General features: G+C 42.0%; 10 protein-coding genes. 8 read left to right on the plus strand and 2 right to left on the minus strand.

What is annotated here, in order from left to right; translation table 11 throughout:
• The first annotated feature begins 22 nt into the window (after window positions 1–22).
• On the plus strand, window positions 23–1,555 hold the full coding sequence (locus tag ASG14_RS16495; protein WP_056872176.1) for a SulP family inorganic anion transporter: 1,533 nt from the start codon (window positions 23–25) through the stop codon (window positions 1,553–1,555).
• A gap of 31 nt (window positions 1,556–1,586) precedes the next feature.
• Here the strand turns inward: ASG14_RS16495 and ASG14_RS16500 are convergent, their stop codons facing one another.
• A complete protein-coding gene (locus ASG14_RS16500) occupies window positions 1,587–2,594 on the minus strand; it encodes an SDR family oxidoreductase (RefSeq protein WP_056872177.1) in 1,008 nt (335 codons plus the stop codon).
• Between the two features lie 337 nt (window positions 2,595–2,931).
• Here ASG14_RS16500 and ASG14_RS16505 point away from each other — a divergent pair, with 337 nt between their 5' ends.
• Window positions 2,932–3,132, plus strand: coding sequence for a hypothetical protein (locus tag ASG14_RS16505; RefSeq protein WP_056872178.1), 201 nt, complete (start codon window positions 2,932–2,934; stop codon window positions 3,130–3,132).
• A 6-nt stretch (window positions 3,133–3,138) separates the two neighbouring features.
• Here the strand turns inward: ASG14_RS16505 and ASG14_RS16510 are convergent, their stop codons facing one another.
• On the minus strand, window positions 3,139–5,721 hold the full coding sequence (locus ASG14_RS16510) for a hypothetical protein (RefSeq protein WP_157274967.1): 2,583 nt from the start codon (window positions 5,719–5,721) through the stop codon (window positions 3,139–3,141).
• Window positions 5,722–5,946: 225 nt separating this feature from the next.
• On the opposite strand from ASG14_RS16510, the gene ASG14_RS16515 reads away from it, so the two are divergent.
• The 6 genes from ASG14_RS16515 (at window position 5,947) to ASG14_RS16540 (ending at window position 25,455) form a co-directional block, all read left to right on the plus strand.
• Window positions 5,947–15,336, plus strand: coding sequence for a putative Ig domain-containing protein (locus tag ASG14_RS16515; protein WP_082491656.1), 9,390 nt, complete (start codon window positions 5,947–5,949; stop codon window positions 15,334–15,336).
• A 36-nt stretch (window positions 15,337–15,372) separates the two neighbouring features.
• A complete protein-coding gene (locus tag ASG14_RS16520) occupies window positions 15,373–16,374 on the plus strand; it encodes a PorP/SprF family type IX secretion system membrane protein (RefSeq protein WP_056872181.1) in 1,002 nt (333 codons plus the stop codon).
• 7 nt (window positions 16,375–16,381) lie between these two features.
• Window positions 16,382–18,373: an OmpA family protein gene (locus ASG14_RS16525; RefSeq protein WP_056872182.1), complete on the plus strand. Its 1,992-nt coding sequence runs from the start codon at window positions 16,382–16,384 to the stop codon at window positions 18,371–18,373.
• A 342-nt stretch (window positions 18,374–18,715) separates the two neighbouring features.
• Window positions 18,716–19,777, plus strand: a complete 1,062-nt coding sequence (locus ASG14_RS16530; protein WP_056872183.1) for a DUF2235 domain-containing protein — start codon at window positions 18,716–18,718, stop codon at window positions 19,775–19,777.
• A gap of 87 nt (window positions 19,778–19,864) precedes the next feature.
• The gene (locus tag ASG14_RS16535; RefSeq protein ID WP_157274968.1) at window positions 19,865–20,068 is read left to right on the plus strand and encodes a hypothetical protein; all 204 of its coding nucleotides are present in this window, start codon (window positions 19,865–19,867) and stop codon (window positions 20,066–20,068) included.
• Between the two features lie 290 nt (window positions 20,069–20,358).
• The gene (locus ASG14_RS16540; protein WP_056872185.1) at window positions 20,359–25,455 is read left to right on the plus strand and encodes a hypothetical protein; all 5,097 of its coding nucleotides are present in this window, start codon (window positions 20,359–20,361) and stop codon (window positions 25,453–25,455) included.
• The last annotated feature ends 12 nt before the right edge of the window (window positions 25,456–25,467 follow it).

Consider the following 25,467-nt stretch of genomic DNA (forward strand, 5'->3'; position numbering starts at 1 on the left):
TTGGCTTATCTTTGTCGCTTCTATGAAATCGTACCTTAATTTGTTTGATTTTAAACAAAAAGTTAATTACAAAAATGAAATCCTCGCGGGTTTAACGGTGGCAATGACGATGATGCCGGAATCCTTGTCCTTTGCAATTCTAGCTGGTTTTCCGCCACTTGTTGGTTTGTATGCGGCTTTCATAATGGGCCTGATCACATCCATTTTTGGGGGGCGGCCGGGTCTTATTTCCGGCGGGGCAGGAGCCACTGTTATTGTGTTAATTGCTTTGATGAAATCTCACGGACTTGATTATGTTTTTGCTGCAGTTATTTTAGCTGGGGCAATACAAATCATAATTGGGCTGTTCAAGCTAGGAAAATTCATTAGGCTTGTTCCACAACCGGTTATGTATGGTTTTGTTAACGGACTTGCTGTTATCATTTTTATGGCGCAGTTGCAACAATTTAAGACCGTTGTGAACGGCCAGGTTAGCTGGCTTGCGGGTCCGGCATTGTTTATCATGCTCGGTTTGGTTTTGTTAACCATCGCAATTGTTGTATTGCTGCCAAAAATCACGAAGGCAGTTCCACCATCATTAGTCGCAATTATTGTTGTTTTCCTTATTGTCTTTTTCTTTAACGTAGATACCAAAACTGTTAAAGATATCGCCTCTGTTAGCGGCGGGTTTCCTCCATTTCACATTCCGAAAATTCCTTTCCATTTTGATACGCTTAAAATAATTTTTCCTTACGCAATTATTATGGCGGGCGTAGGTTTAACTGAAGGGCTGCTTACGCTTAATCTTGTTGATGAAATGACCGCTACAAAAGGGAATGGCAACAGAGAATGCGTTGCTCAGGGTACTGCAAATATTGTTAACGGGTTTTTCTTTGGGATGGGCGGTTGCCCGATGATTGCCCAGACACTTGTCAATTTATCGGCGGGCGCAAGAGCGAGATTATCAGGTATTATAGCTTCGTTTACCATTTTATTGATTATACTTTTTGGGGCGCCAATAATCGAGCGTGTACCCATGGCGGCACTCACCGGTGTCATGATAATGGTCGCTATTGGTACTTTTGAATGGGTTAGCTTCAGAATCATAAACAAAATGCCTAAACAAGATATCTTCACTGGCATTATCGTTGCCGCCATCACTATTTTTCTGCATAACCTTGCGCTGGCAGTTCTAATTGGTGTAATTATCTCAGCTTTAGTTTTTGCATGGGAAAGCGCAAAGCGAATTAGGGCCCGGAAATACCTGAATGATGCAGGCGTAAAACACTATGAAATCTACGGTCCGCTATTTTTTGCATCCGTAACTGCATTTAATGAAAAGTTCGATATCGCCAAAGACCCTAACGAAGTGGTGATTGATTTTAAGGAAAGCAGGGTTGCTGATATGAGCGGAATTGACGCGTTAAATAAACTAACAGAACGATATGCTAGCGTTGGAAAAACCTTGCATTTAAAGCGCCTGAGCAATGATTGCCGGTTGCTTTTAAAAAATGCAGAAGCCGTTATTGATGTTAATATTATGGAGGATCCAGAATACCTTGTTGCGGTAAAATAGTTAACGTGCCGCTAAACGCGGCACGTTAATGCTAAGGCTGGCCACTGCCACCAGCAGCACCATATATTTGTCCGGTAGAAAAACTTGCATCATTTGCAGCGAGTTGCACATAAATAGAGGCCAACTCTGCAGGCTGCCCTGGTCTGCCGAGCGGTGTTTCTTTACCAAACTCTTTTAACTTTTCTGGCGTTGAACCGCCTCCCATTTGCAATGGCGTCCAGATAGGACCTGGCGCTACACCATTCACCCGTATTCCCTTTGGTCCCAGTTGTTTCGCCAGCGATTTAACGTAGTTAGTTGTTGCGGCCTTGGTTTGGGCGTAATCATATAAATTACCAGATGGATCTGTTGCCTGAACTGATGTAGTGCCTATGATAGACGACCCGGGTTTTAAGTAGGGAAGTGCTGCCTTTATAATCCAGAATGGTGCATAAATGTTTGTTTTAATTGTCCAGTCGAACTGCTCACTGGTAATATCCATAATCGAATCGTGCGTTTGCTGTCTGGCGGCGTTGCTTACCAGAATATCAAGTCCGCCTAAACTCTTTGCAGCTTCATCAACTAGTCTTTTGCAGAAAGATTCGTCACGTATATCGCCGGGAATAGCAACCGCTTTTCTGCCGGCTTTTTTAATTAATTCAACAACTTCTCTGGCATCGGGCTCTTCTCTTGGCAGGTAATTTATCGCAACATCTGCACCTTCACGGGCATACGCAATTGCTGCAGCCCGTCCCATACCCGAATCTCCTCCCGTAATCAGGGCTTTTCTGCCTGCCAACCGACCAGAGCCTTTGTAAGTGGTTTCGCCATGATCTGGTTTTGGGTTCATCTCGCTGGTAAGCGCAGGCCAGGGTGCGTTAACATGTTGAAATGGCGGCCTTGGATATTTTGTTGTCGGATCCACCAAGCCATCTGCAGCAACAGAAAATGCTCCGGTCCTGGCCGAAGCATCAAAAACCGGGGTAGCGGCCACGGCAGCCAAGCCAAGACCAAGGCTTCCTATTGCCTTGCGTCTGCTAATTTTATTTTCTTCTTTCATGTTTTTGTTTACTAGATGTACTTAAAAAACCTATAAAACCATTTAAGGTTTAATAATTCGAAAAAAAATCCCTATAAAAGTTTTTTAAAAAAAATAAAACTATCTGTATAACAATCCGTTATTATGCTGTAAGAATTTAGTCAGTTCGTAATTTTGAAGGATTGATTAAGTTTTAAGTAGCCCTTCAGCTGAAAAGCAAAGGGCTTTGTTTGTATTATTGCCAAATAATTCACCTGATCCTTTAATCAAAAAAGTTGTGAGTTGTATTATAGCGTATACAAATTAATATTACAATTATTTTTATTATTGCGCCAAATTACAATTTAGCTTTTGTTGTATGCTTAGGAAAGGTACTATCACATCGATAGAAAATGATGGAAGAGGGATTATTACTGATGAGAATGATCAGGAAATTCCTTTTGAATTTGAAAGAAATATGTTGCAGAGTATAAAAGGAGCAACCGTAAGTTTTGATATAGAGTTGGGAAATGCAGGCCTGGTTGCAGTTGGAATACAGCTCATTATAAATCAAATGTAACTAAACTCAGGTTTGTTTGTAAGATTTAAGAATACTGAAAGTGTGATCAAAGTCGCTGCTGTTTACGTTTGAAAAATCGGGCATATTTAAATTTCGAGCCTGTAAAAAGTTGAGTAGATCTTTAATGTTTTGATTAATACTTTCGGTTTTATTGGAGCGCTTAAGCGCATCTATTTTAACTAAGCGAAGGGCAATTTCAGAGACATAAAGCTCGTTAGTATTTGTAATATTCAGTCCTTTATCTATTTCTGTTAAGGCACCTTCATAATTTTTGGTTTGGTTAAGAAAGTTTGATTTTGCAATATAGTATGCAGATTTTATATATGGCGTGTAATAGGTATTGCTTTCATTAATGAGTTTATCGAGGTATTTTATTAAACGCTGCGCCTGTTTGTGCTGATTCAGTTTGATGCAGATTTGAACAGAAAATATCAACAGAAACGACGAGAATATAGACGATCGCAAGTAAAAAATTTTTGGATATTTGTTTATAATCGCTTGTAAAAACCGCCCGCACTCTTCATAACTTCTATTGGTAAATAGCACTAAAACAACCAATCTATAAGTTATAATTTCTACACTTGTAATTTCCTCATTTCTTCTAGGCTCACTATTATATATTTCTTCACACAGGTGTAAAATCTTTGCATCAAGTGTTTTGCTCTTGTTAAGCTTATTGTTCAGTACGTTAGATAAATACAGAATTAAATCATAAGGATTTATTGGAAACATATCCTGCATGGTTTTGCTGTGTCTTTTTAAAACGTTCATGTTCTTAGTTAGGGCATTTCTGTCCATATCTATCACACAAACGCTGCATTCGATAACGTTCAGCAAAATTTGAATTTCTTCTTTGAAAACTTTCTCAGAAATTCTTTTTATCGTTTCCTTGTAGTTTTTACTAACAAGCTTTCCTAAAACTAAAATATCTATGAAGTGTATATCAATAGTCTGGGCGTTAAAATTTCCATCTCCCTTCTCCAGCTCAAACAGCGCCACATCGCAAATAAAATCAAACGCATTATTTTTTTCATCATTACTGAATGGTAGCCTAAAAATATGTTTAAGCGCCTGAATTTCATTTCTGTTCAGACAGAAACGGATGCTCCAGTTTAGCATAAGTGCCCTTAGCTCCGGCTCCAATTCGTAAACACTCAAAATTTCTTCAAAGAAGGCCTTGTCTGGCTTAAAGTTTACTTTTTCGGTAAGCTCCAGGAACAGAAAATAGGTGTATAAATCATCGTTTAAAAACTTGATTATTTCCGTTGGAATCGATGTTGTTAATCTTTTTTCTTCGATAAGAATCCCGTCATAAATCAACTCCTGATAAGCTTCCGGATAGCTTGAAATGTAATTTAAGAGTTTCTCTTTGGCAACGCGGTGGCAAACATTCCCTTTAGAAATGGAATTGCTGACTTGCTTCAGAATGAAAATTTTCTCAGTACTGTTTTTTGACAAAAATATTTTCTTCTCCAAAAAATAGTTTATCAGTTCGAGGCATAACAGGTAATTATCAAGCCTTATGGTGGTATGCTCCTGTTTTAATTTAAAATAAACCTGCAGCCAGAATGGAGTTGAAAATTGCTTAATAAGCCCCGGATGTAAATCCCCCTCATCGATTTTTCTTCCTTCTATGTGGCTGAGCGTATAGAAAATCTCCTCTTGGTTTAACAGCGGTACATTTGTGCCATTTTCATCATCGAAAAACAAACCTTTGTACCACGATTTAGTTAAAAATGCAGAGCCCGTAATGGCTGGTTGCATATTAATCCAGGTATTTACCCTCAACCCAATAACAATCTTCAGGAAATCGCATTCTGCAACACTGAATAGAAAATCAGTGAAAACTTCAAAGTATTTATTTTTTGATAGGAAGTGGTCTGTTCCATCAATAATTAAAACAAAGCGACCCTTTCGTTCTCTCGGGTTTCGTTTGAAATAGGCAATAAGTTCTGAAATACCAGCAAATTTAAACTCTTTTAGAAACCATTCCTTTAACGATAAATCGTTCTGAATAATTTCATTTATCGTTCCTGAATTAATTAACAGAACGATGTCGTTTTTGTAAATGGCGTGTTCACTATAGAAAAAATGCTCTACCAAATGCGCTATAAAAATCGATTTCCCCTGACCAGGTTGTGCGTTGATAGTTGTAAACTGGTAAGGTTTATTTAAAAAGTAGTCGAAATCAGCGTATAAAAAACTTCTGTTCGCTGTCGCGATGAAGGGGACGCCCGAGTTATTTTTTTTCGCGATAAGCGATACATCTGTAACCGCCTGACATCTTATCTTGAGGTCAGACCAGACATCATTTACATCTTCGATTTGATTTTTCTTGTCTTTACAAAATGAATCCCAATCGGTATAGCCGATATACTGGGCAAGACTGTTTAAAGTAAAGAGGGAAAATTTATGCAAAGTTTGGGCAAAACCAAAGAAGCGTTTAACGGTGGTTTCGCTAACGTAGTTTTTTGTTTCCTTAAATACGAGTTCAGATATCGTCTTACAATGTCCCGGGTCTATATTTCTCAAACCCGATTTTATAAGAACGAATTTCCTGAGCTGGGAGAGCAATTCGTTTGTATTCATTTTAGAGGATAAAAAGCTAATGTCACCAAAATTATGCATTAGCAGAAATCATTTACGTAACAAAGTTCCTATGAACAAAATGAATGAAAATTTCTGAAAAACAATGAACAACAATGGATAAATCCTATTGCGATATGCTAACGTAGATTTGACAACGAATGCCAAACCACCCTTTAGAGGGATGTGCTATTGAGATTCGAAGAATCAAACCTAATAACGCCTGATATGATGAAATTCGCTACCCTTCAATCCCGTTTCGGGAAATTTTGCATTATCCAACTAGTTGCAATCATCTCATTACTAACGCTTACAAACACCGAATCGTATGCCCAAACAAAAATTTATGCAAATACGGTAAGTAAAGTTAGCGCCAACGGCCAATCTTCTTTAACGGGCTGTGGCTTACTTAATGCCTTCGGATGTTTTGATACACCCACCGTAGATAATGCTATAAACGCAACCACGGCTGATGAAACCACTTTTGCAACGGTCAAATCTTCGGGAGGTTTAGCACTCGGAATAGGCGCTTATGTGGGCGAGATTGAATTGAAGTTTCCAAATACGCTTCCTGCGGGCACAACATCCTTCATAAGAATTGATGCCGATCCAACTTTGCTAAACCAGTTACTTGGCGGTAACCTGGGTGGTCTGCTTTCTGGCGTGGTAGGAGGTGTTGCTTTGGGTAACCACTCCATCGAAGCGGGGGCAAGAAATGCTGGCGGAACAACTGTTCTTAGCGGTTCAAGTACCGGGTCTTTTACATCGCCAAACTTACGGTTGATTAGAGACGGGCAGGGCTTTTTCTACTTTGCGTTAAGGCCGTCACAAGCTTACGACAGGGTTTACGTTCGTGATGCAACAAGCGCTTTATTATTAGGTACATTAAACAATACAAAAGTTTTTAATGCTTTTTACACATCTGGCGTCGATGCCTGTTCGCCTGCTTTTGCGACCGATTTTGAAGGTAACGGCTTAACTGTAGATGCTTTAGGTTTAGGTAAAGCCGGTGTAACCAATCCAAGTTACGCCATAGATGCAAGCGCCACAAATTATTCGGAATTAAGCTTAGGTGCACTGGGTGTGGCCGGTTCAATTACCCAGAATTTTTATTTTAGTACACCATCAAATGCAGGCGACGATTTTAATTTGAGATTTAGTACTTCTTCTGCGTTGTTAACTGCAGGGGTGTTAAACAGGATTACCGTTACAGCATATAGCGGCAGCAATTCGGTATACTCAGCTTCCGCCTCGGCACTTTTGAATGTTGATTTGCTTGCACTGTTAACCAACGGCCAGCCAGTTACCGTGCCATTTTCGCCAGGCCTTCCTTTTGACCGGGTAAGTGTGACACTCTCATCTCTGCTAAATGCAAATTTAACGCAAACAATCCGGATTTACGGACTAACGAAGTCGGCAGGCAGACCAACATTCGTTTTACCTGCTAGTAATAATGTGGCAACATGTTTTAACGCTACTGCAACTTTAGCTGCTACAACTCCAAACACAAATGAATTGCGCTGGTATGATGTAATTGAAGGAGGAACTGCTTTATCTACAACCGCTTATAATGGTACATTCACCACGCCGGCACTATCAGCCAATAAGGTTTATTATGTGGCTGCCAGGCGTTTGGGTTGCACAGAAGAGTCAGTAAGGGTTCCTATTAATGTTACCGTAAATCCAGCGATTACCTTTAACACAACAGCACTTTCCAATGCTGCTGTCGGCTCTTCGTATACGAAACAAATTGATGCAGCCACCGGCGGAACACCTGCTTTTACCTATGCCTTAAGCAGTGGTAGCACGTTGCCTTCTGGCTTAAGCCTTTCTTCAGCAGGCGCAATTTCCGGAACGCCATCACTTAGCGGCAATTATACCTTTTCGGTAACTGCTACCGATGCCAAAGGCTGCACAGCGATTGCGAATTATACGCTCACAGTTACTGACGCACTTGCGCTTGCAACAGCAACTTTACCTGCTGGCGTAACAGGTAGTTCGTATCCTGCGCAAACAATCCCTTCTGCAACCGGCGGCACAGGTCCTTACGCGTATACAGCGGTTAATCTGCCTCCGGGTTTAACTTTTAATTCTGCAACCCGGGAAATTACCGGAACACCAACGCAGGCTGGTAATTATGATATCCCGGTAACGGTAACAGATGCAAACGGGAGTAGTGTAACAACGCTTTATTCGGTTAAAATAACTGATCCATTATTACTACCTGCTGCCACGCTGGCAAATGGTGCAACAGGTCAGGTTTACACACCACAAATTATTCCAGGTGCAACAGGTGGTACAGGTCCTTACACTTACGCAGCTGTTAATCTGCCTCCGGGACTAGGTTTTAACCCAGCAACAAGAGAAATTACAGGAACGCCAACTGCTTCCGGAACTTTTACCTTCCCGGTAACTGTTACAGATGCTGACGGCAAAACTGTAAGTACAAATTATAGTATTGCTGTAATTGATCCGTTTTTATTACCAGCCGCAACCCTTGCCAGTGGCACAGCCGGAACTGCCTATCCAGCTCAAACGATTCCATCGGCAACAGGTGGGGTTGGGCCTTATACTTACCAGGCAACCGGAATTCCTCCCGGACTAACATTTAACGCAACCACAAGAGAAATAACCGGAACACCAACTCAGGCGGGAAATTATACCATTTCGGTAACTGCCACAGACAGTCAGGGAAGAACGGCATCTAACACTTATCCGTTGAGCGTATCGGGCGTTTTATCGCTGCCGACAGCAGCCTTACCAAGCGGTGTTGTTGGAACCGCTTATTCAACGCAGACTTTGCCACCGGTAACCGGCGGTACTCCACCATATACCTACATTGCAAGTAACCTGCCTCCGGGATTAAGTTTTAATACCGTTACCAGGGAAATTGCAGGCACGCCGACACTAGGAGGAACCTATGTTGTTTCTTTAAGCGGAACAGACGCGAATAACAATAAGGTTAATACAGATTACACAATTGTTATCAATGTAAATCAGCCTGTTGTAGCCAGTGTAGCTGTTTGCGCAGGAAGTTCGGCTACTCTGACAGTTGGCAATCTGCAAACTGGTGTTACTTATAATTGGTATGGTGCAACAGGTAGCACGCCACTTGTAACAAACAATTCGGGTGTTTTTGTTACACCAGCCATTAACTCTTCAACTACTTTTTATGTTGAAGCAATTTCAGGAACTGCAGTCAGCAGCAGAACAGCGGTTAATGTTACGGTTAACCCACCGGCAAATCCAGCGGTTGTAACCACCAATAACCAGGTTGTAAATTCGGGTCAGAGTACGGTATTGTCGGCAACAGCCGATGCCGGCAACACGATAAAGTGGTACGCTGCAGCCACAGGAGGAGCGCAATTGGCTGCAGGATCTAACTTTACCACGCCTGCATTAACGGCAACAACTACCTATTATGTTGAAACCACAAATGCAAATGGTTGTGTAAGTGAAGCGAGGGTTCCGGTAACCGTTACCGTTATCAGCGGAGGCGGAAATACCGCTTGTAACACTGCGAACAATCAAAATACAGGAATCACTGGTATTTGCCTGTTATGCAGTATTAGTGGTGCCGGAAATTCTACCGATGTAAACCCAAATAATTTTACAAGAATTAGTCTGGCGGTTGGCGTATCCTCAACAGGATATCAACAACTGATATTTCCTTCAGTAGGGGTAGCAACAGACAGTATCCGATTAGATCTGGGTTTGCCAACCGGATTGCTGGATTTATCGCTCTTGAGCAATGTAACCGTAAATGTTATGAACGGGCAGACAATTGTTTCCAGCAACCAGTTAAATTCATCAACACTTAAACTAGCGCTTTTAGGTGGAAGCAGGTTTACTGCTACACTTGCAGCTGGTGGCGCTTACGACAGGGTGGAAGTGCGTTTCGGTGGTTTGGTTTCAGCGGTTAGCAGCCTTGATATTTATGGAGCAACTGTTATTTATCCAAATCCAACGCTTACAAGTGGTTCTCAAACAATTTGTTCAGGAACTACAGCCACACTTTCAGCAACAGCAAATGGAGGCACATCTTTAAGCTGGTTTGATGCGCCAACCGGCGGAAATCTGCTTGCATCCGGCGGAACGTTTACAACGCCAACCCTAAATGCGACAACTACCTATTATATCGAAGTTACAAACAGAAATTGTGCAAATACAACCCGACTGCCGGTTGTTGTAACGGTAACACCGGCCGTGGCTTTACCTGTATTAGCACCGATTGCGAATGCCTGCATCGGCTCGTCAGCAACTTTGTCGGTTAGCAACCCAGACCCTGCACAAACATACAGATGGTACTCGGCGGCTACGGGTGGTAGTTTACTCTTTACCGGAAGTACTTTTGTAACACCAGCTTTGAACGCTGATATAACTTATTTTCTCGAAGCTGCCAACGGAAGTTGCGTTAGTCCAAACAGAGTTCCTGCAGCAGTAACAGTAACTCCAAGACCGGCGATTCCGACAGTAACAGCTTCATCATTGAACGTAAACGCTGGTCAAACCGCAACGTTAACCGCAAGTTCAAATGAAACCAGCGTTACCTTTAACTGGTACGATTCACAATCATCCACAACACCAGTTTTCTCGGGTTCAACTTTTGTAACGCCTCCAATAACAACAACCACCAGCTACTATGTCGAATCTGTTTCGGCATCTGGCTGTGCATCTTCGAGCAGGGTACAGGTTACAATAACCGTAAATGGTACTGGTACGCCAACTATAATACCTTGTGAAGTTGCCGCAACTCAAACTAACGGCGTTTCGGGAGTGGCTTTGCTTGCCGGTGTTTTTAATGCTGATTTAGCAATTGATAACGATGCGCAAACTGCATCCTCACTCGTTATGCCGGTAGGTGCGATTGGCGCAACCGTTTATCAAAACTTATATTTTGGAAGTTTGTCTAACGTTGGGGATACATTGAAGGTACTCGTTTCTTTTCCTCAAAGCCTGGCTTCAGTGGGCGTGTTAAATAATATTTCGATTACCACTTACAACGGTGCAAATTCGAATAATGATGCTGTACTTTTAAATAGCGGGCTACTTAACGTCAGGCTTTTGAACGGTAACACTCAGGCCCTGATTACCCTGATTCCTACCGGTCAATTCGACGGCGCAAGATTAAGTTTAAATTCAGGTGTGTTGGGAGCGTTAACCTCTGTAGACCTTAACTATATGCAGCGTGCTATATTAGCACCGAAGGTAGCTTCTGCAAGCGTTTCGGGTTGCGCTGGTTTAACAACAACATTGTCGGTTTTAAATCCTGTTGCGGGTGTAACTTACAGATGGTTTGATGCAGCTCAAAATGTATTGGCAGATGGGCCTACTTACACAACCGCAGTTTTAACTGCTGATACTAGATTTTATGTAGCAATAGTTTCTGCCTCAGGCTGCGTAAGCGCTAAAACAGCAGTAGATGTTACCGTTCAACCATTGCCTGCCACGCCAGAATTATTGGCTCCAACCGTGAGCGCTTGTGCCGGAAGTTCCATCGTGTTACAGGTTAAAAATCCTGTTAACGGAATAATCTACAGGTGGTTCGATGTAAATGGTAACAGCGCTGGAGCCGACGGAACAACTTTAACCGTTACGCCATTAACAAGCACTACTTATACCGTAGAGGCCGTAAACAGCTGCGGAACAGCATCAGCCAGAGCTACGGCTACGGTAAATATCGGGGCAATCCCTGATGCGCCTGTAATTACACCGGCATCTGCAACAATTGTTTCAGGTACACGTGCGTTTCTTACGGCAACAACATCAATTGTTGGTGCGACAATTAACTGGTACAGCGATTCCGGAATGCTCAATTTGGTAAACACCGGCAACACATTTCTAACACCAGTATTAGCAGCAAATACAACTTATTATGTAACAACGACCGTTTCAGGATGTGGTACAAGCACACCTGTTCCGGTAACTGTTATTGTAACACCGGCAACGCCAGGCACTACGCCATGCGGAATTGCTACCGTAACAGGAGCTACCGGAGTGGATGGAGTAAATATCGGAGCCGCAGTCTATAATCAAGGTTCTGCTACAGATAGCGATTTAAACACCGGGTCGACCCTGTTTATTCCTGCCGGGATTTTGAACACCTCAGTTTATCATCGCTTAGGTTTCACTGGCGGCTTATCAAACGTTGGAGATACTTTAAGAATAAAAATTTCATCACCAGGTAATTTATTATCTGCAGCTGTACTTCCAAATATTACTTTAACAACCTATAGCGGAAGCACCAGTAATAATGATGGTGTAACATTAAACAGCCAGCTTATTCAGCTTAATTTAGCTAATAACGGCAGCGAAGCAACTTTAATTTTTGTTCCTGCTAAGCAGTTTGATGGTGTAGAATTAAGGCTGAGTTCCGGGTTGGTGGGTATACTCAATTCTATTGACTTTAATTATGCGCAGCGTTCTATTGCAGCCCCTGAAGTAAGTGTTGCAAGCGCTACTACTTGTTTAGGTTCGTCGGCTGTTTTAACAGTAAACAATCCTAAACCAAATACAACTTATAAATGGTATCAGGGAACAGTTTATCAGGCCAATAAAGATGGCGTAACGTTTTTAACGGATCCAACACTTGCCGCCGGAACTTACGATTTCTTTGTAACCGCTACAGGTAACAATGGTTGCGAATCTGCGCCTGTAAAAGTTGTCGTTACCGTTTCTGCACCGCCTGCAGTTCCTGTTACCGCAACAACGAATCCTGCGTCAACCTGCTTAAACTCGCCTGTTACCTTAAGTATACAACCTGTTGCAGGAATAATTTATAAGTGGTATGATGCAGCAACCGGAGGTAATTTACTGGTAAGCAACAGTAATACGTTTACAACGAGCGCAAGTTTAGCGGCAGGTACTTATGTTTATTATGTCGAAGCGTCATCTGCCTCAGGTTGCGCTAATGCGGTTAGAACACCGGTAACCATTACCGTAAATCCAAATGCTTTGGCATCGGATATCAGTATTACAGGCAATACATCTCTGTGTACAGCCGGAACCACAATATTAACCGCGAGCAGTACAACGGTAACCAATCCGGTATTTACGTGGTATGGCGACGCCGCTTTAACCAACCAGTTATTTGTTGGTCCTGCATTTACCACACCTCAAATTTCAGGCAATACAAATTATTATGTTACTGTTAGCGGAAGTAATCGCTGTGCGAACACTTCAGGTAATGCAGCAGTGGTGTTAATTAGCATTAACCCTGTTGCGACAGCTTCGGATATCAATGTTACCGGAACCAGTACAATTTGCGCAGGTTCATCGACCACGCTGGTAGCAAGTTCTGCTATTCCAAACGCTGTGTTTACCTGGTATAATGATGCGGCTTTAACCAGTGTAGCATTCACTGGTGCTTCATTCCAAACGCCATCTTTATCAGCCGAAAAAATTTATTACGTAACTGTAAAGGGTGATGGCAGATGTGAAAATTCGCCGGCCACAGCGAAAGCCGTAGTGGTAAATATAAATACGCTATCAACTGCGGCAGATATTAACGTGACCGGGTTGAATATTATCTGCAAAAATTCTACTGTAGCTTTATCGGCATCTTCTGGTACAGTTACCAATCCGGTGTTTACCTGGTACACAGATGCTGCTTTAACGAATGTAGCATATGTTGGCTCTTCATTTACAACACCTGCTTTAGCTATTACAACAACTTATTATGTAACGGTAAAGGGCGATAATAGTTGTGCAAACGCACCGGCCGACGCAAAGGTTGTAACGGTTACTGTTAAGGATTATGCTATGGCGGCCGACATCACTTTGAACAACTTAAACATTTGTTCGGGTAATTCTGCAACCTTAATGGCATCGAGCGTTACAGTAACACAACCGGTATTTACCTGGTATAGCGATGCATCGCTAACTGTTCCGGTATTTACTGGTCCAACTTACAACGTTTCGGTAACAACCACGACAAGTTTTTATGTTACGGTTAAGGGCACAAATAAATGCGAAAACGCTGCGGCGGATGCTAAAGAAGTTACTGTAAATGTTAATCCACTGGCAACCACAACTGATATAATCGTAGCCGGAAATACAAATGCCTGCGCTGCTTCTTCAGCAGTGTTAACGGCAAGCTCAACAACGGTAACCAATCCAGTATTTACCTGGTACAGCGACGCCGCTTTAACAAATGTTGCTTTTGTTGGTGCAGTATTTAATACCCCAGCATTAACAACGAACACTACATATTACGTAACCGTTCGGGGCAATAATAAATGTGAAAATGCAGCATCAACTGCGAAAATAGTAACGGTAACGGTAAACGCTGCGCCTGCAAATCCGGTAATCGCAGCCGCTGGATCTACTGTTTGTTCGGGTAATGCGACAACGTTGAACATTCAGAATCCTCAGGCGGGTGTAACTTACCAATGGTACGATGCCGCTTCCGGTGGAAATCTTTTAACAACCGGTACAAGCTTCACAACGGGTGTATTAAATGGTTCTGTAAGTTATTATGTAGAAGCAATTGGTGCTGGCGGCTGTGTGAGTTCATCGGCAAGAACAATGGTTATGGTGACCGTAAATCCGCAGCCATTTGTACCGATTGTTGCAAGCAACTCAGTAAGTGCCTGTGCCGGAAGTACCGCTGCACTTTCCGTTACAAATACGCAACCAGGCGTTACCTACAACTGGTACACAACACTCACAGGCGGAGCCATTGTAGGCAGCGGAAGTACATTTACAACACCTGCTTTATCTGGCAACGTAACCTATTATGTAGAAGCGGTATCCGGAACCTGTACATCGGCTAACCGTACGCCGGTTGCAATTACCGTTTCGCCGCTGCCAGTTGCACCACTTCTGGTTAGTGCCACAAACGGCCTTATCTGCTCAGGAAGCACAGCAATACTAAATGTAAGTTCTCCTGATGCAGGTTTAACTTACCGGTGGTACAACGTTAGTTCTGGCGGTACAGTTTTGGGTCAGGGTACAAGTTTTATAACTCCGGCGCTTACCACAACAACTATTTTTTACGTGGAAAGCGTAAGTGCAGCGGGTTGTAGCAGTGCCACCCGAACTGCTACAACGGTTACCGTTCTGCCGGTTTTGGCTGCGCCAGTTGTCAGGGTGCAAACAACTACACCTGCTAGCGTAACCTTTGCGTGGAATCCGGTTGCTAATGCTACAGGATACGAGGTATCTATGGATAATGGCTTAAGCTGGCAATCGCCATCAAATGGTGCCGCTTCAACAAGTCATGCGGTTACAGGTTTAAAACCTGATCAAGGTGCTGTAATCCTGGTTAGAGCGCTCGGCCAGATTGGTTGTCAAACCAGTGCAAATTCAATCCCGGTAACAGGAAAAGCATCAAATCCGATAGGAAACGACATTTACATTCCTAATGCATTTACTCCAAATAATGATGGTAAAAATGATGTATTCTTAGTTTACGGTACTACAATCGCATCGGTTAAAATGAGCGTTTACACACAGTGGGGTCAATTAATTTATCAGGTAAATTCTACAACTACCGGCTGGGATGGAACATACAAAGGCGTTGCTCAACCAAGTGGCGTTTATGTTTACATGATCGAAATTGAATCAAACGATGGAACGAGAGTAATGAAAAAAGGAACCGTAACGCTAATCAGATAATTAACAGATATAATTTACCGATATAAACTACATGCCATGAAAATTCTATCACCTCTAAAAATATATGCTACAATGCTTCTGCTTAGTGTTTTTACACTAAACTTGAAAGCGCAGACCGACCCACATTTTTCGCAATATTATGCATATCCGTTATGGCTAAATCCGGCTTTAACTGGTGTTATCGACGGTGATTACCGAGCTTCGGTTAATTTTAAACAACAATGGGGTGCACTTTCGAACTCCTTTTTAACTGGTGGCGCATCATTTGATGTTGCGCCAACAAAAAATTTCGCTTTTGGTGCAACAATTTTAAATCAGCGGGCAGGCGAGTTGGATTTCAATTATTTAACTGCGCTGGTTTCAGGTTCTTACCGGTTAAGATTTGGATTAGAAGGTTTGCAAATGGTGAGTTTCGGCTTGCAAGCTGGCTTTGTAAACAGAAGTTTCGACTTGTCGCAGGGAAGATTTGGCAATCAGTTTAATCCTGTTTCAGGTTACGACGGCGGACTTTTGAGTGGCGAAACCTTTTCTTCGACCTCCTCATTTGTACCGGATATTAACGCCGGCATAATGTATTTCGACGGAAACCCAAACCAGAATGTAAACGTTTTTATTGGCGCCAGTGCAGCACATTTAAACCGGCCGATTGAGCGGTTCTCAGACAACAGCACGCGTACACCAATCCGGTTTACCGGTCATGGTGGCGCCAGAATAAGGGCCTCAGAAATACTTGACGTAGTTCCAAATGCCTTGGTAATGTATCAGGGAAATACCAATGAAGTTTCTTTAGGTGCCTATGCGCAGTTGATGGTCAACAACCAATCGAACATCTTGTTCGGTGGAAACTACCGCATAAAAGATGCGGCGATTGCTTTCGTCGGCTTACAATTTAAAAACATGGTTTTTGGTTTAAGCTATGATGTTAACACCTCAACTTTTAACCGGGCATCAAATAGTAACGGCGGTTTAGAATTGTCAATTTCACTAATCGGTCGTAATGGTATCATCGGTCCTAATTTCTTCTGTCCTCGTTTATAATCGTATTATGAAAAAATTGATCCTCTTCCTGATTACAATTTCAGCAATATCTGCTGAAGCACAGTATGTTGTTAATTACAAAAAAGTTGCTGATGCTTATTTCCAAAATAGGGATTATTACGCGGCTTCAACTTTCTACAAAAAAGCCTTAAAAATAACTTCAGATAGCTCACAAATTGTTTTGCCATATGGTAATGAAACAAAGAAGGGCAGCGATGATAAAGTGATTGAAGATTACGAGAGTTCACTCTATAATCTGGCTGAAGCCAGCAGGTTGTACCGGGATTTTTCTGAAGCTGAAAAGTATTATTCGATTGCCAGCACATTTTCCAATCCAAAATACAAAAGGGCAATGTTTTACTATGGCGAAAGTTTGAGGGCAAACAAGAAATTTCCGCAGGCCATAACTGCTTTCGAAAATTTTATCCAGAAAAACAGTTCGGATGAGTTGATAAAACAAGCCCGGCTTGAAGTTCTTTCCTGCAAGTTTGCGGTTAAAGAGATGAAGTATCCAAGGTTGGTGCAAATGAAAAGATTACCAAACGATTTAAATGGGTTAGGTTCTAATTATGCACCTTTTAAAATGGGCAGCGAATTTTATTTTACCTCATCAAGGCCGGTTTCCGTATCCGGAAAACCTGAAGTAGTAAAGGCGGTAAAAGGGGAAACGGTTGTTTCCACCAAAGCGAACCCATTTATTAATAACATCTACCAGGCGAAGAAAAACATCGATGAAGCGGAAGTGGGTGTAAAAAAAGTCGATATTAACTTTCAGAAAGATATGGAGGTTGCCGCAGTTACCTTTAATCCGGAAGGCACCGTAGCTTACTTCACCGCTTGGAGAGAACAAGAAAAGTACGCGATTTACTCCGCATCAAAAATTAATGAAAAATGGTCTGACCCGCAACCATTAGGCTTACAGATTAACAGTAAAGATCACAATTCTGCCCAACCTTTTGTAACGAAAGACGGTAAATTTCTGATTTTTTCTTCAGACAGAGCTGGCGGATTTGGTAAATACGACTTATGGTACGCTGCAATCCGTAACGATGGCTCTGTAGGCAATGTTGTAAATCTGGGTGCCACCGTAAACACCGAAGCGGATGAAAAAGCACCGTACTACAATACCACTACTAAAACGTTAATTTTTAGCAGTAACGGGCGTGTTGGTTTCGGCGGACTTGATTTTTTTGAATCGAAGGGCGATTTGATAAATTGGACTGCACCAAAAAACATGGGCTATCCCTTAAATTCATCAAAAGATGATGTCTATTTCACTGCTGCAAACGATGAAGGCAGCAAAGGTTATATCAGTTCTGACAGGGAGTCTTCTTGTTGTTTAGAACTTTTCGAAGTTAAAATAGAATATGTTACCATTTCCGGAACCATTACAGATTGTAAAACAAAAGCACCTTTGAGCGGCGTTTCGGTTAAAATGATTGATCAGGATGTTGAAGATACTTTAGTGACGGATAATTCCGGACGGTATCAGTTTAAAATTGATCGCCGGAGACCAGTTAAACTAAACTTTGCCAAAGAGAATTACTTCGCACTAAATAAGGGTTACACATACGAAGAAATTGCCAAAGCCGATACGCTGATGAACGTCGATTACTGTCTGAATTCATTCAAAGTAAATGTGCCAATCGTTTTAGATAACATTTATTATGAGTTTAACAGTGCGGAATTAACAGAGCCATCAAAAAAAGTGCTTGATGCCTTAGTTTTAATTATGGAAGATAATCCTGAAATGGAGATAGAACTTGGTGCCCATACAGATGATGTCGGAACGGCAGTTTATAACCAGGATTTATCAGAAAGAAGGGCGAAATCTTGCGTTGATTATTTGGTAAGTAAGAATATAGCGCAAAACAGAATGACATCCAAAGGTTATGGAGAAAGTATCCCTGTTGCGGCGAACAAGTTTAAAAACGGCAAAGATAATCCGGCTGGCCGTGCCAAAAACAGAAGAACAGAATTTAAGGTAACGAAGAAATAGCGTTATCAATCCATAGTTTAGTATGAAAGGCAGGCGCTTTACAGCTCCTGCCTTTTTTAACGTCTGCTGATTTGGTGAAGTATCACCTCGAATCATTATTGCTCTAAAAAGCCCGAAAAGGCTCCGTACCGCCCCATCAAAATAAAGAAGCATCTTATGTTCGGTATCCTCATCGAGCAATTCATAACCAGCCACGTTTTGTGTTTTTGTTGCAACACGGAACATCGCTGTAGCAAATCACTTTTGTTGCCTGCTTCTTCATTACAAGAAATATTTGGATATAACAGACTGATTACATTAACTTTAGGGTAAAATCATCTAATCATCATTATTAACTACTCAATGAAAAGAATTATTATTTGCTGCGATGGTACCTGGAATAGTCCCGGAGATACAGAAGACGGCGAGCCCATAAAAACCAATGTTCAAAAACTGTTCGAAGGTGTTTGCAACATCGATGAGCAGGGGATATTCCAGATAAAGCATTACATAGAAGGGGTGGGCACTTCTGGCAGTAAAACCAGGCAGATTTTAGATGGTGCAACGGGTTGGGGTTTAGATCACAACATTATCAGTGCCTATAAATTTTTGGTTTGGAACTATGTTAAAGGCGATGAAATTTATCTATTTGGCTTCAGTCGGGGAGCATACACGGCAAGAAGTGTAGCCGGACTAATTAGAAATTGCGGCATAATACGAAATGATGATTTAGGCTTGATTAACGAAGCTTATCACCATTACAGAAACAGGGGCGAGGGCGATTGGAGTCCTGACGGTAAAAATGCAAAAGCATTTCGTGCTAAACATAGCGTAGAAACTGCCGTAAAATTTATTGGTGTTTGGGACACAGTAGGCTCTCTAGGCATTCCATTGAGTATTTTTCGGCTATTTAACAGCAACAAATATAAATTTCATGATACTACGCTAAGCAGCTACGTAGATTATGCTTATCATGCGCTGGCGATTGATGAAAAAAGAAAGAGCTTTAAACCAACGCTTTGGTCGCAAAGTAAAAATGCCCACAAGCGTGAAATTCCGCAGGTTATGGAGCAGCGCTGGTTTGCGGGTGTACATTCCAACATTGGAGGAGGCTATCCTGATGCCCGGTTAAACGATATTACACTCAACTGGATAATAGAAAAAGCAGCAGCGGTAGGCTTAGCCATAGATAATGCTTATTGCGAAACCCATCTTCATCCGAGCATTGACGGGAAGTTGTACAATTCTTCTGTTTTTCCATTTAATTTATTCGGTCCGGTTTACCGCATAATTAGCTCAAAAGAAAATTATTGTGCAACAATAGATGCTTCAGTAATTAAAAAATGGGCGTTGAATGAAAAATACCGCCCGAAAAATTTGGTACACGTTATGCATACGCTCGAACGAGATGGGCGCTGGCCATAATTTATTTCACAATTGTTAAAAACTTTTGAAATCTTTAAGTGTTTAATTTTCGAGTTTTATAAAAACATAAAGATTAAACGCCAAAACATGGAAGCTATTTTAACTGATGCTGAGTATAAAAATGTTATCAATCGCATCGCTGCTCTTACAAATACTATGAGTGAGTTAAACCTTAGTAATAACCTTCTAGAGCTGAATAACTTAAGGCGAATGGCGATTAATTATGAACTTACCAAATATGATTTGACCCTTCGCATCAATCAGGATTACGCCTGGTCGGTGGCGGGTTAAACAACTTGTCGTTTTTAAACCTCTCAAATTTTAACGCCCGTTCCCAAAGAATACCGTAAATCGGGTATTCCTTCCTAGAGATTTTTATTGCAGATTTACATCGTGTATTTGTATAATTACATTGCAGGATCTTAAATTCAGATTATTGTAGCGGCTTTCTTCTACCAAAGCCCGGTTGTGCGCTTCCTGCTTTTTTGCTCTATCCTTATTTACAGCGGCACATACACGATTGTTTCTTTTTTCATTGCGTTTAATTTTTAATTGGCACTTGTGCTATAATTAATCCTGAAATGGCTAAAACTATCTCATTAAAGAGCCGTGTAACGCTCATACACGATTTAAAAGCACAACCCGAAGTTCATGCGGCAAAGATTGACACTCTTTTAAATCAGATTAAGAAATCTGATGTATCTCCGCTAAGTGTGAGGCCCCTTAAAACGGAAAGCAAAACGCAGATAACCGAGAACATCCGTAAAAATGTGTTCTTGAGTGATTTTGTAGAATCGAAAATCCCTAAAACTGATAATGAGCAGTTAGTTGTTCGTCGGGAAACCCCGTTTTCTGCCTTAAGCAACATTGCCATTCCATCCGGTGCTGCTTCGCCCGGGACCGCATTTTCACCACTAGGTGGCCTGGCGTCGCTTGCTTCGGCGTCAAAAACTTTAGGCCCATTTACTGCTAATGATGGACGTTTGGTATGGTACGATTTTTTCAACTACGAAAAACTAATACCCGTTTATTTAAATGGCGAAGCAAAACCACTAATGCTGATTCCTGTAAAATTGTCGCTAGTTAGCAGGCCGACTGGAACCTATTCGCTTACAAAAGGAAGCATCTGGTTAAGAGCCGATTTATTTGCAGCCGGTGCAGGCAGCTCGAAATACACGGGATTTAAAATCACTTCCGGCAAAATAATTTTTTCGAAGACGACCGCTATCGCTGCTGATTCGATAAAGATTACTCCAGAGATATCTCTTTCACTAGAGTTAAACCTCGATAATGCCTTTACCTCAAAAGGCAATGGTGTTTATGGCGCTGACTCAAGAAATGCGGATATCAAAATGCCAGAACTGTTAACAATGACTTATTCTGCCAAAAAATTCACCATCACGAGAATTGGCGATGCTGGCTGGCAGCTTTACGGCGACCGCAGAAGTTTTACATATACCAATAAACAAGCAACTTTTAGTGCCCCGCTTGATAAGCTTTTAATTCCACTCGATACCGGCAATTTATCCTTTAGACCAGTTGATGTAAAGTCGACATTTTTTCAGCTTGATGGCGAATCGTCAGTAAAAGCATCGTTTTGGTCGTTATCGTTGAATGAACTTGATGTAACTAAACCGTTCTCGATCCGAAATAATGGGGCTCTTGCGCTGTTTTGTAGTCAGGGCCTTAGCTGCAGCTGGCAGGGCATTGATAATCGTTTGCCTGTAGAACTTTTAAGTCCGTTTATTTTTGCAGAACAGGGTTTGTTTCTTATCCACGAACTTAAAGCTGATTTTAAAACAATTGAAGAAAATTATAAGCTTTGGGATATATCAGCCGAGCGAGAAATAAAAGCGGGCTTGAAGCTAAGTTTTAATCGCCAGAAAAAGTTCGATTATACCTGTTTTGAAGAAGGTATTGAGGGGATAGTTGCTAAGGCAGATGCTTACACAGATGCCGATAAGCCTTTACAAGTGGATGGAACTGCGGTAGCGCCAAAAACTAAAGACAGCATTTACTTCAAATACATTTCTGAAGCATTGGCGCAAATGATGGTTATCGATCAGGATATGCTTTATGAACAAAATGCGGTTACTGAAAATACAGAAAATCTGATTTCTCCCGGAAAATTTAAGGAGATAAAAAAGGCAGATTTAAGATATCGATTTGCTTTGGAGAATGCCTATTTGTTGTGCACGCCGCCTGCAGCGCTGATGCTTATGGGAAGCTGGGATGCTGAAAATGTTATAACTAAAGGCAACCTGACAATTCTCTACGGCTTAACCGACCTCATTCCAACTTTGCCGCATCCCTATACTTCAGAATTTTTGTATCAACCAAGTCGTGCGGCGGCCACTTTTCGCGATGCCGCAACTTACAACCAGAATATGGCAGGTTTGTTAACCTCAACCTGCGAGTGGGTGCAAAACGAATCTGGTTTCGCTCCTGTACAAGTCGATTTTAAATTGACCTACAATACCGCTCAAACCATTCCGCCAATTATACAAACGCCTGCCAACAGCGGGGCGAATGTACAAGCCGCATCTGCAATGGTTTCAACCGGTATAATGCATCTCGACAGGATGAATAATTCTGCGATGCTTAGAACACCACGGATTTTTTCTTTACTGGATTTGAGTACCAATTATGATCTGCTCGGCATTTCAATGTCGTTTAATCAGGTAAGGGTTGTCGCCGAAGGCTATGCAAAAGTAAAACAAACGGCGGAGCAGGTGGTTACCATCGAAAAAATGAATTTGCGTTCGCCAATGGCAATGTTAAACGGCTTTACGCTGCCACACATTACCTGGGAACCCTTAATTAACCTTGCCCCACCGGACGATGGAACATATCCAAAACTTGGCGTATTAGGCTTTAGCGATCAGGGTCCGGCAACTGTATTTACGCAGTTGGATAGCAGGGCAATTGACATTGACCCTTTAAAATACATTCAGCGTTTCAGGAGAAACCTGAAGCCTGATGATGTAGTTGCAAATGCAAATGTAACTCCCCTTAATCCCCTGGAAAAGGACGGCAACCTGAGAAGCTCTATATTATTTGCTTTGCCAAACGGAAAATTCTCAATTGCAAATCTGGTTCCTTTTAATGCGCAACAGGCAACGGTAAACAGCCGGCATTTAGATTTCATCATGCCTGAGTTTGAGGTTAAGGAAGTAAAGCTTGCGGGAGGCGTGCAATTTCGTCTGGCTGCAAATAAAGCACTGGAAGAACTAAACCCGCCAGAGATGCAGGGTATGACCGGGCAAATGCGCAACCTGGTTGATGAATGGGGCAATTCGCTTCCGCAGAGTATTTTGGGTGAAAGCGTACATAAAATTTTTAACCGGAGATTTGGCGAATCTGGAAGTATTAAAACCGGAATTCCATTAACACACATAGATTTTTCGGGTTATGGAGCGAGTATGTTTAGCAACTGGTTGGCACCGCTATCGAAATTTGCATCCATTGCCCAGGTAAAGTTCGATGTTATGCGTGGACGGCTGTCGCACGAAATTGTACAGGCAGTGAGCATGCTTTATCCCTGGGGAATTTGTGTGGTGCGAACCGTTACGTTTTTCAGGCGCAACAATGCAATAATTTACCGGGAAGACAGCGGCTGGCAGGCAAAAAGTGAAGGTACTTTCGATTTTTCGTTCGAAACCATGGCAGATGCAGCAGGCAATAACGCTAAGTTTGAGAATCCTTACTTTTTTTACCCGGGTTTGGTAGGCGGTTTATTTAATGTCCACAACATCAAAGAAATTGCCGGCGAAACCATAAAAATAGATTACACACCGCAAAACGGTGAGTACTGGAAATCCAACCCATCCGATTTTGTTCACCGGACGCAAGCCGGAACGCCGGTTCGTGCTGAATTTATTGCAGTTACTTTCGACGCCAATGCGAATCTCGATATCGACGGCAAGGGAACCTACGTTTTGCAAACCGGAAAGCAATTTAAAGGTTACCTCCAATTAGGTCCTGAAGGTGTTCCCGTTCCGCAAAGGGTGTTTAGGGAACTGATGATTAAAGCGCAGAATTCTGTTGGCGGCAATGTAGATTGCGTACTTAATTTAGGGGCGAGCGAACAATCTGTCCAGGTTAACCGTGTCGATGTATCGGCTTCTTTCAGAAACAACAATACTAATGAAATAATCTTTGTGGCTGCCGCAAGAGGTTCTGTTCAGTTACCTGCCGATGGGAGCTGGAGTGTAGTCGAGCTCGATAAAACTTCTGGCGATGTGTTACCTCTGGCAAATAAAGGAAGTGTGCCGGTGATACGTGACGGTTTACGCGACCGGGCAAATCCGCTGTTTAAGGTTGCCGGACCGAAAAGTATTTCTAAAATTGCTTTCCCAGATGCTTTGCTGAACAATGTAACAACTTTCGCCAAAAGATATGGCTTTGTACAAAATACCGGCACACAGAAACTATTAATGGCCGATCCAAATTACGATATAAACAAGATAGGGTCATTGTTGACCGAGGCGCCGTTACTGGCAGACAGTTTCAGGCTGCTGAATAGCAAAGGCCCGTTTCCGAATTTGAGTAATGCGATTACCATTGAGAATGTTACCACTGCGGTTACTAAGATTCTTCCCAATGGCTTAGCGAAAGAAATTCTGGGCTTTAAGGTGCCAGATAATTTTACTTTCGATGTGATTGGTTCTGAAGGTTCGCCTTTCAGGATGTACATTAAATACAAGAGCGACCCTAAAACAGGGCCTAGCTCGAACACGATGGTAGATTACGTGACGAACTCAGAAGCCGCTTTAGATAAATGGAAAAACGAGCTGGGCAACATGAGTATCGTGGTAGATTTGGCATCATTTAAATCACTAATGACAATCAGCGGTGATTTTAAAGCGAATGCATCTATAAACCCTGATTTTGCATCAGGCACAGCGCCCCAGTTAAAGCTTGCAGAGCCGCTCGAGAAAATATACCAGATTCTGGAGTTTCTTGATAATCTCGACCCAACTCAGCCTGTTGATGCCATTAAAAAAGGCTTAAAGATTGCCATGAGTAATGCAGCAGATAGCTGGGACTACAAATTTAAAGCTTCGAAGGAGATTCCTTTTGTAAAGTTTCCGTTTGACCCTATTAACTATAATTCGCCAACAACACCGTTAAAGCTTGATGCATACTTTAAGATTGGCTGTTACTTTAATCAGCCTATAAAAATTCCAAAAACAATTGATCAGGTAATGCCTTCGGCAGGGGCCTTTCTGGAACTTGGCGCCGATTTAAGGGTTATGTGCGTTTCTTTAGCGGCGGCAACAATTTATGCCACAGGCAGGGCAGAGGTTGGCTTAGCTGCCGATTTAAAAAGTTCGCCAACGCTTTATTTTAAATTTGGCTTCGGCGTAGAATTGTGTGTTGGTTTGCCTGTAATCGGTAGCGTTGCCGTAATGTATATGGTTGGCGTCGATATGTCGCTAAATACCGAAGAACTTGTTGTAGGCGCATTTATTTATTTTAGAGGTCGGGCAGAGATTTTCGGTGGCATTGTTACCGTAACCATCCAGATTGAAGCGGCAGGTAAAATTCAAAAACCATTAAATGATGGCCCAACCAGTTGTATTGCAATGTGCACCTTCGCACTTGACATCAGTATTTTTTGGGTTATCGACATCAATTTCTCAGAAACCTGGGAAGAAACACGTCAAATTGCTTAAGGCTTTATCTTA

Origin of the sequence: Pedobacter sp. Leaf194, assembly GCF_001423945.1 — a bacterium.
GTDB lineage: Bacteria > Bacteroidota > Bacteroidia > Sphingobacteriales > Sphingobacteriaceae > Pedobacter.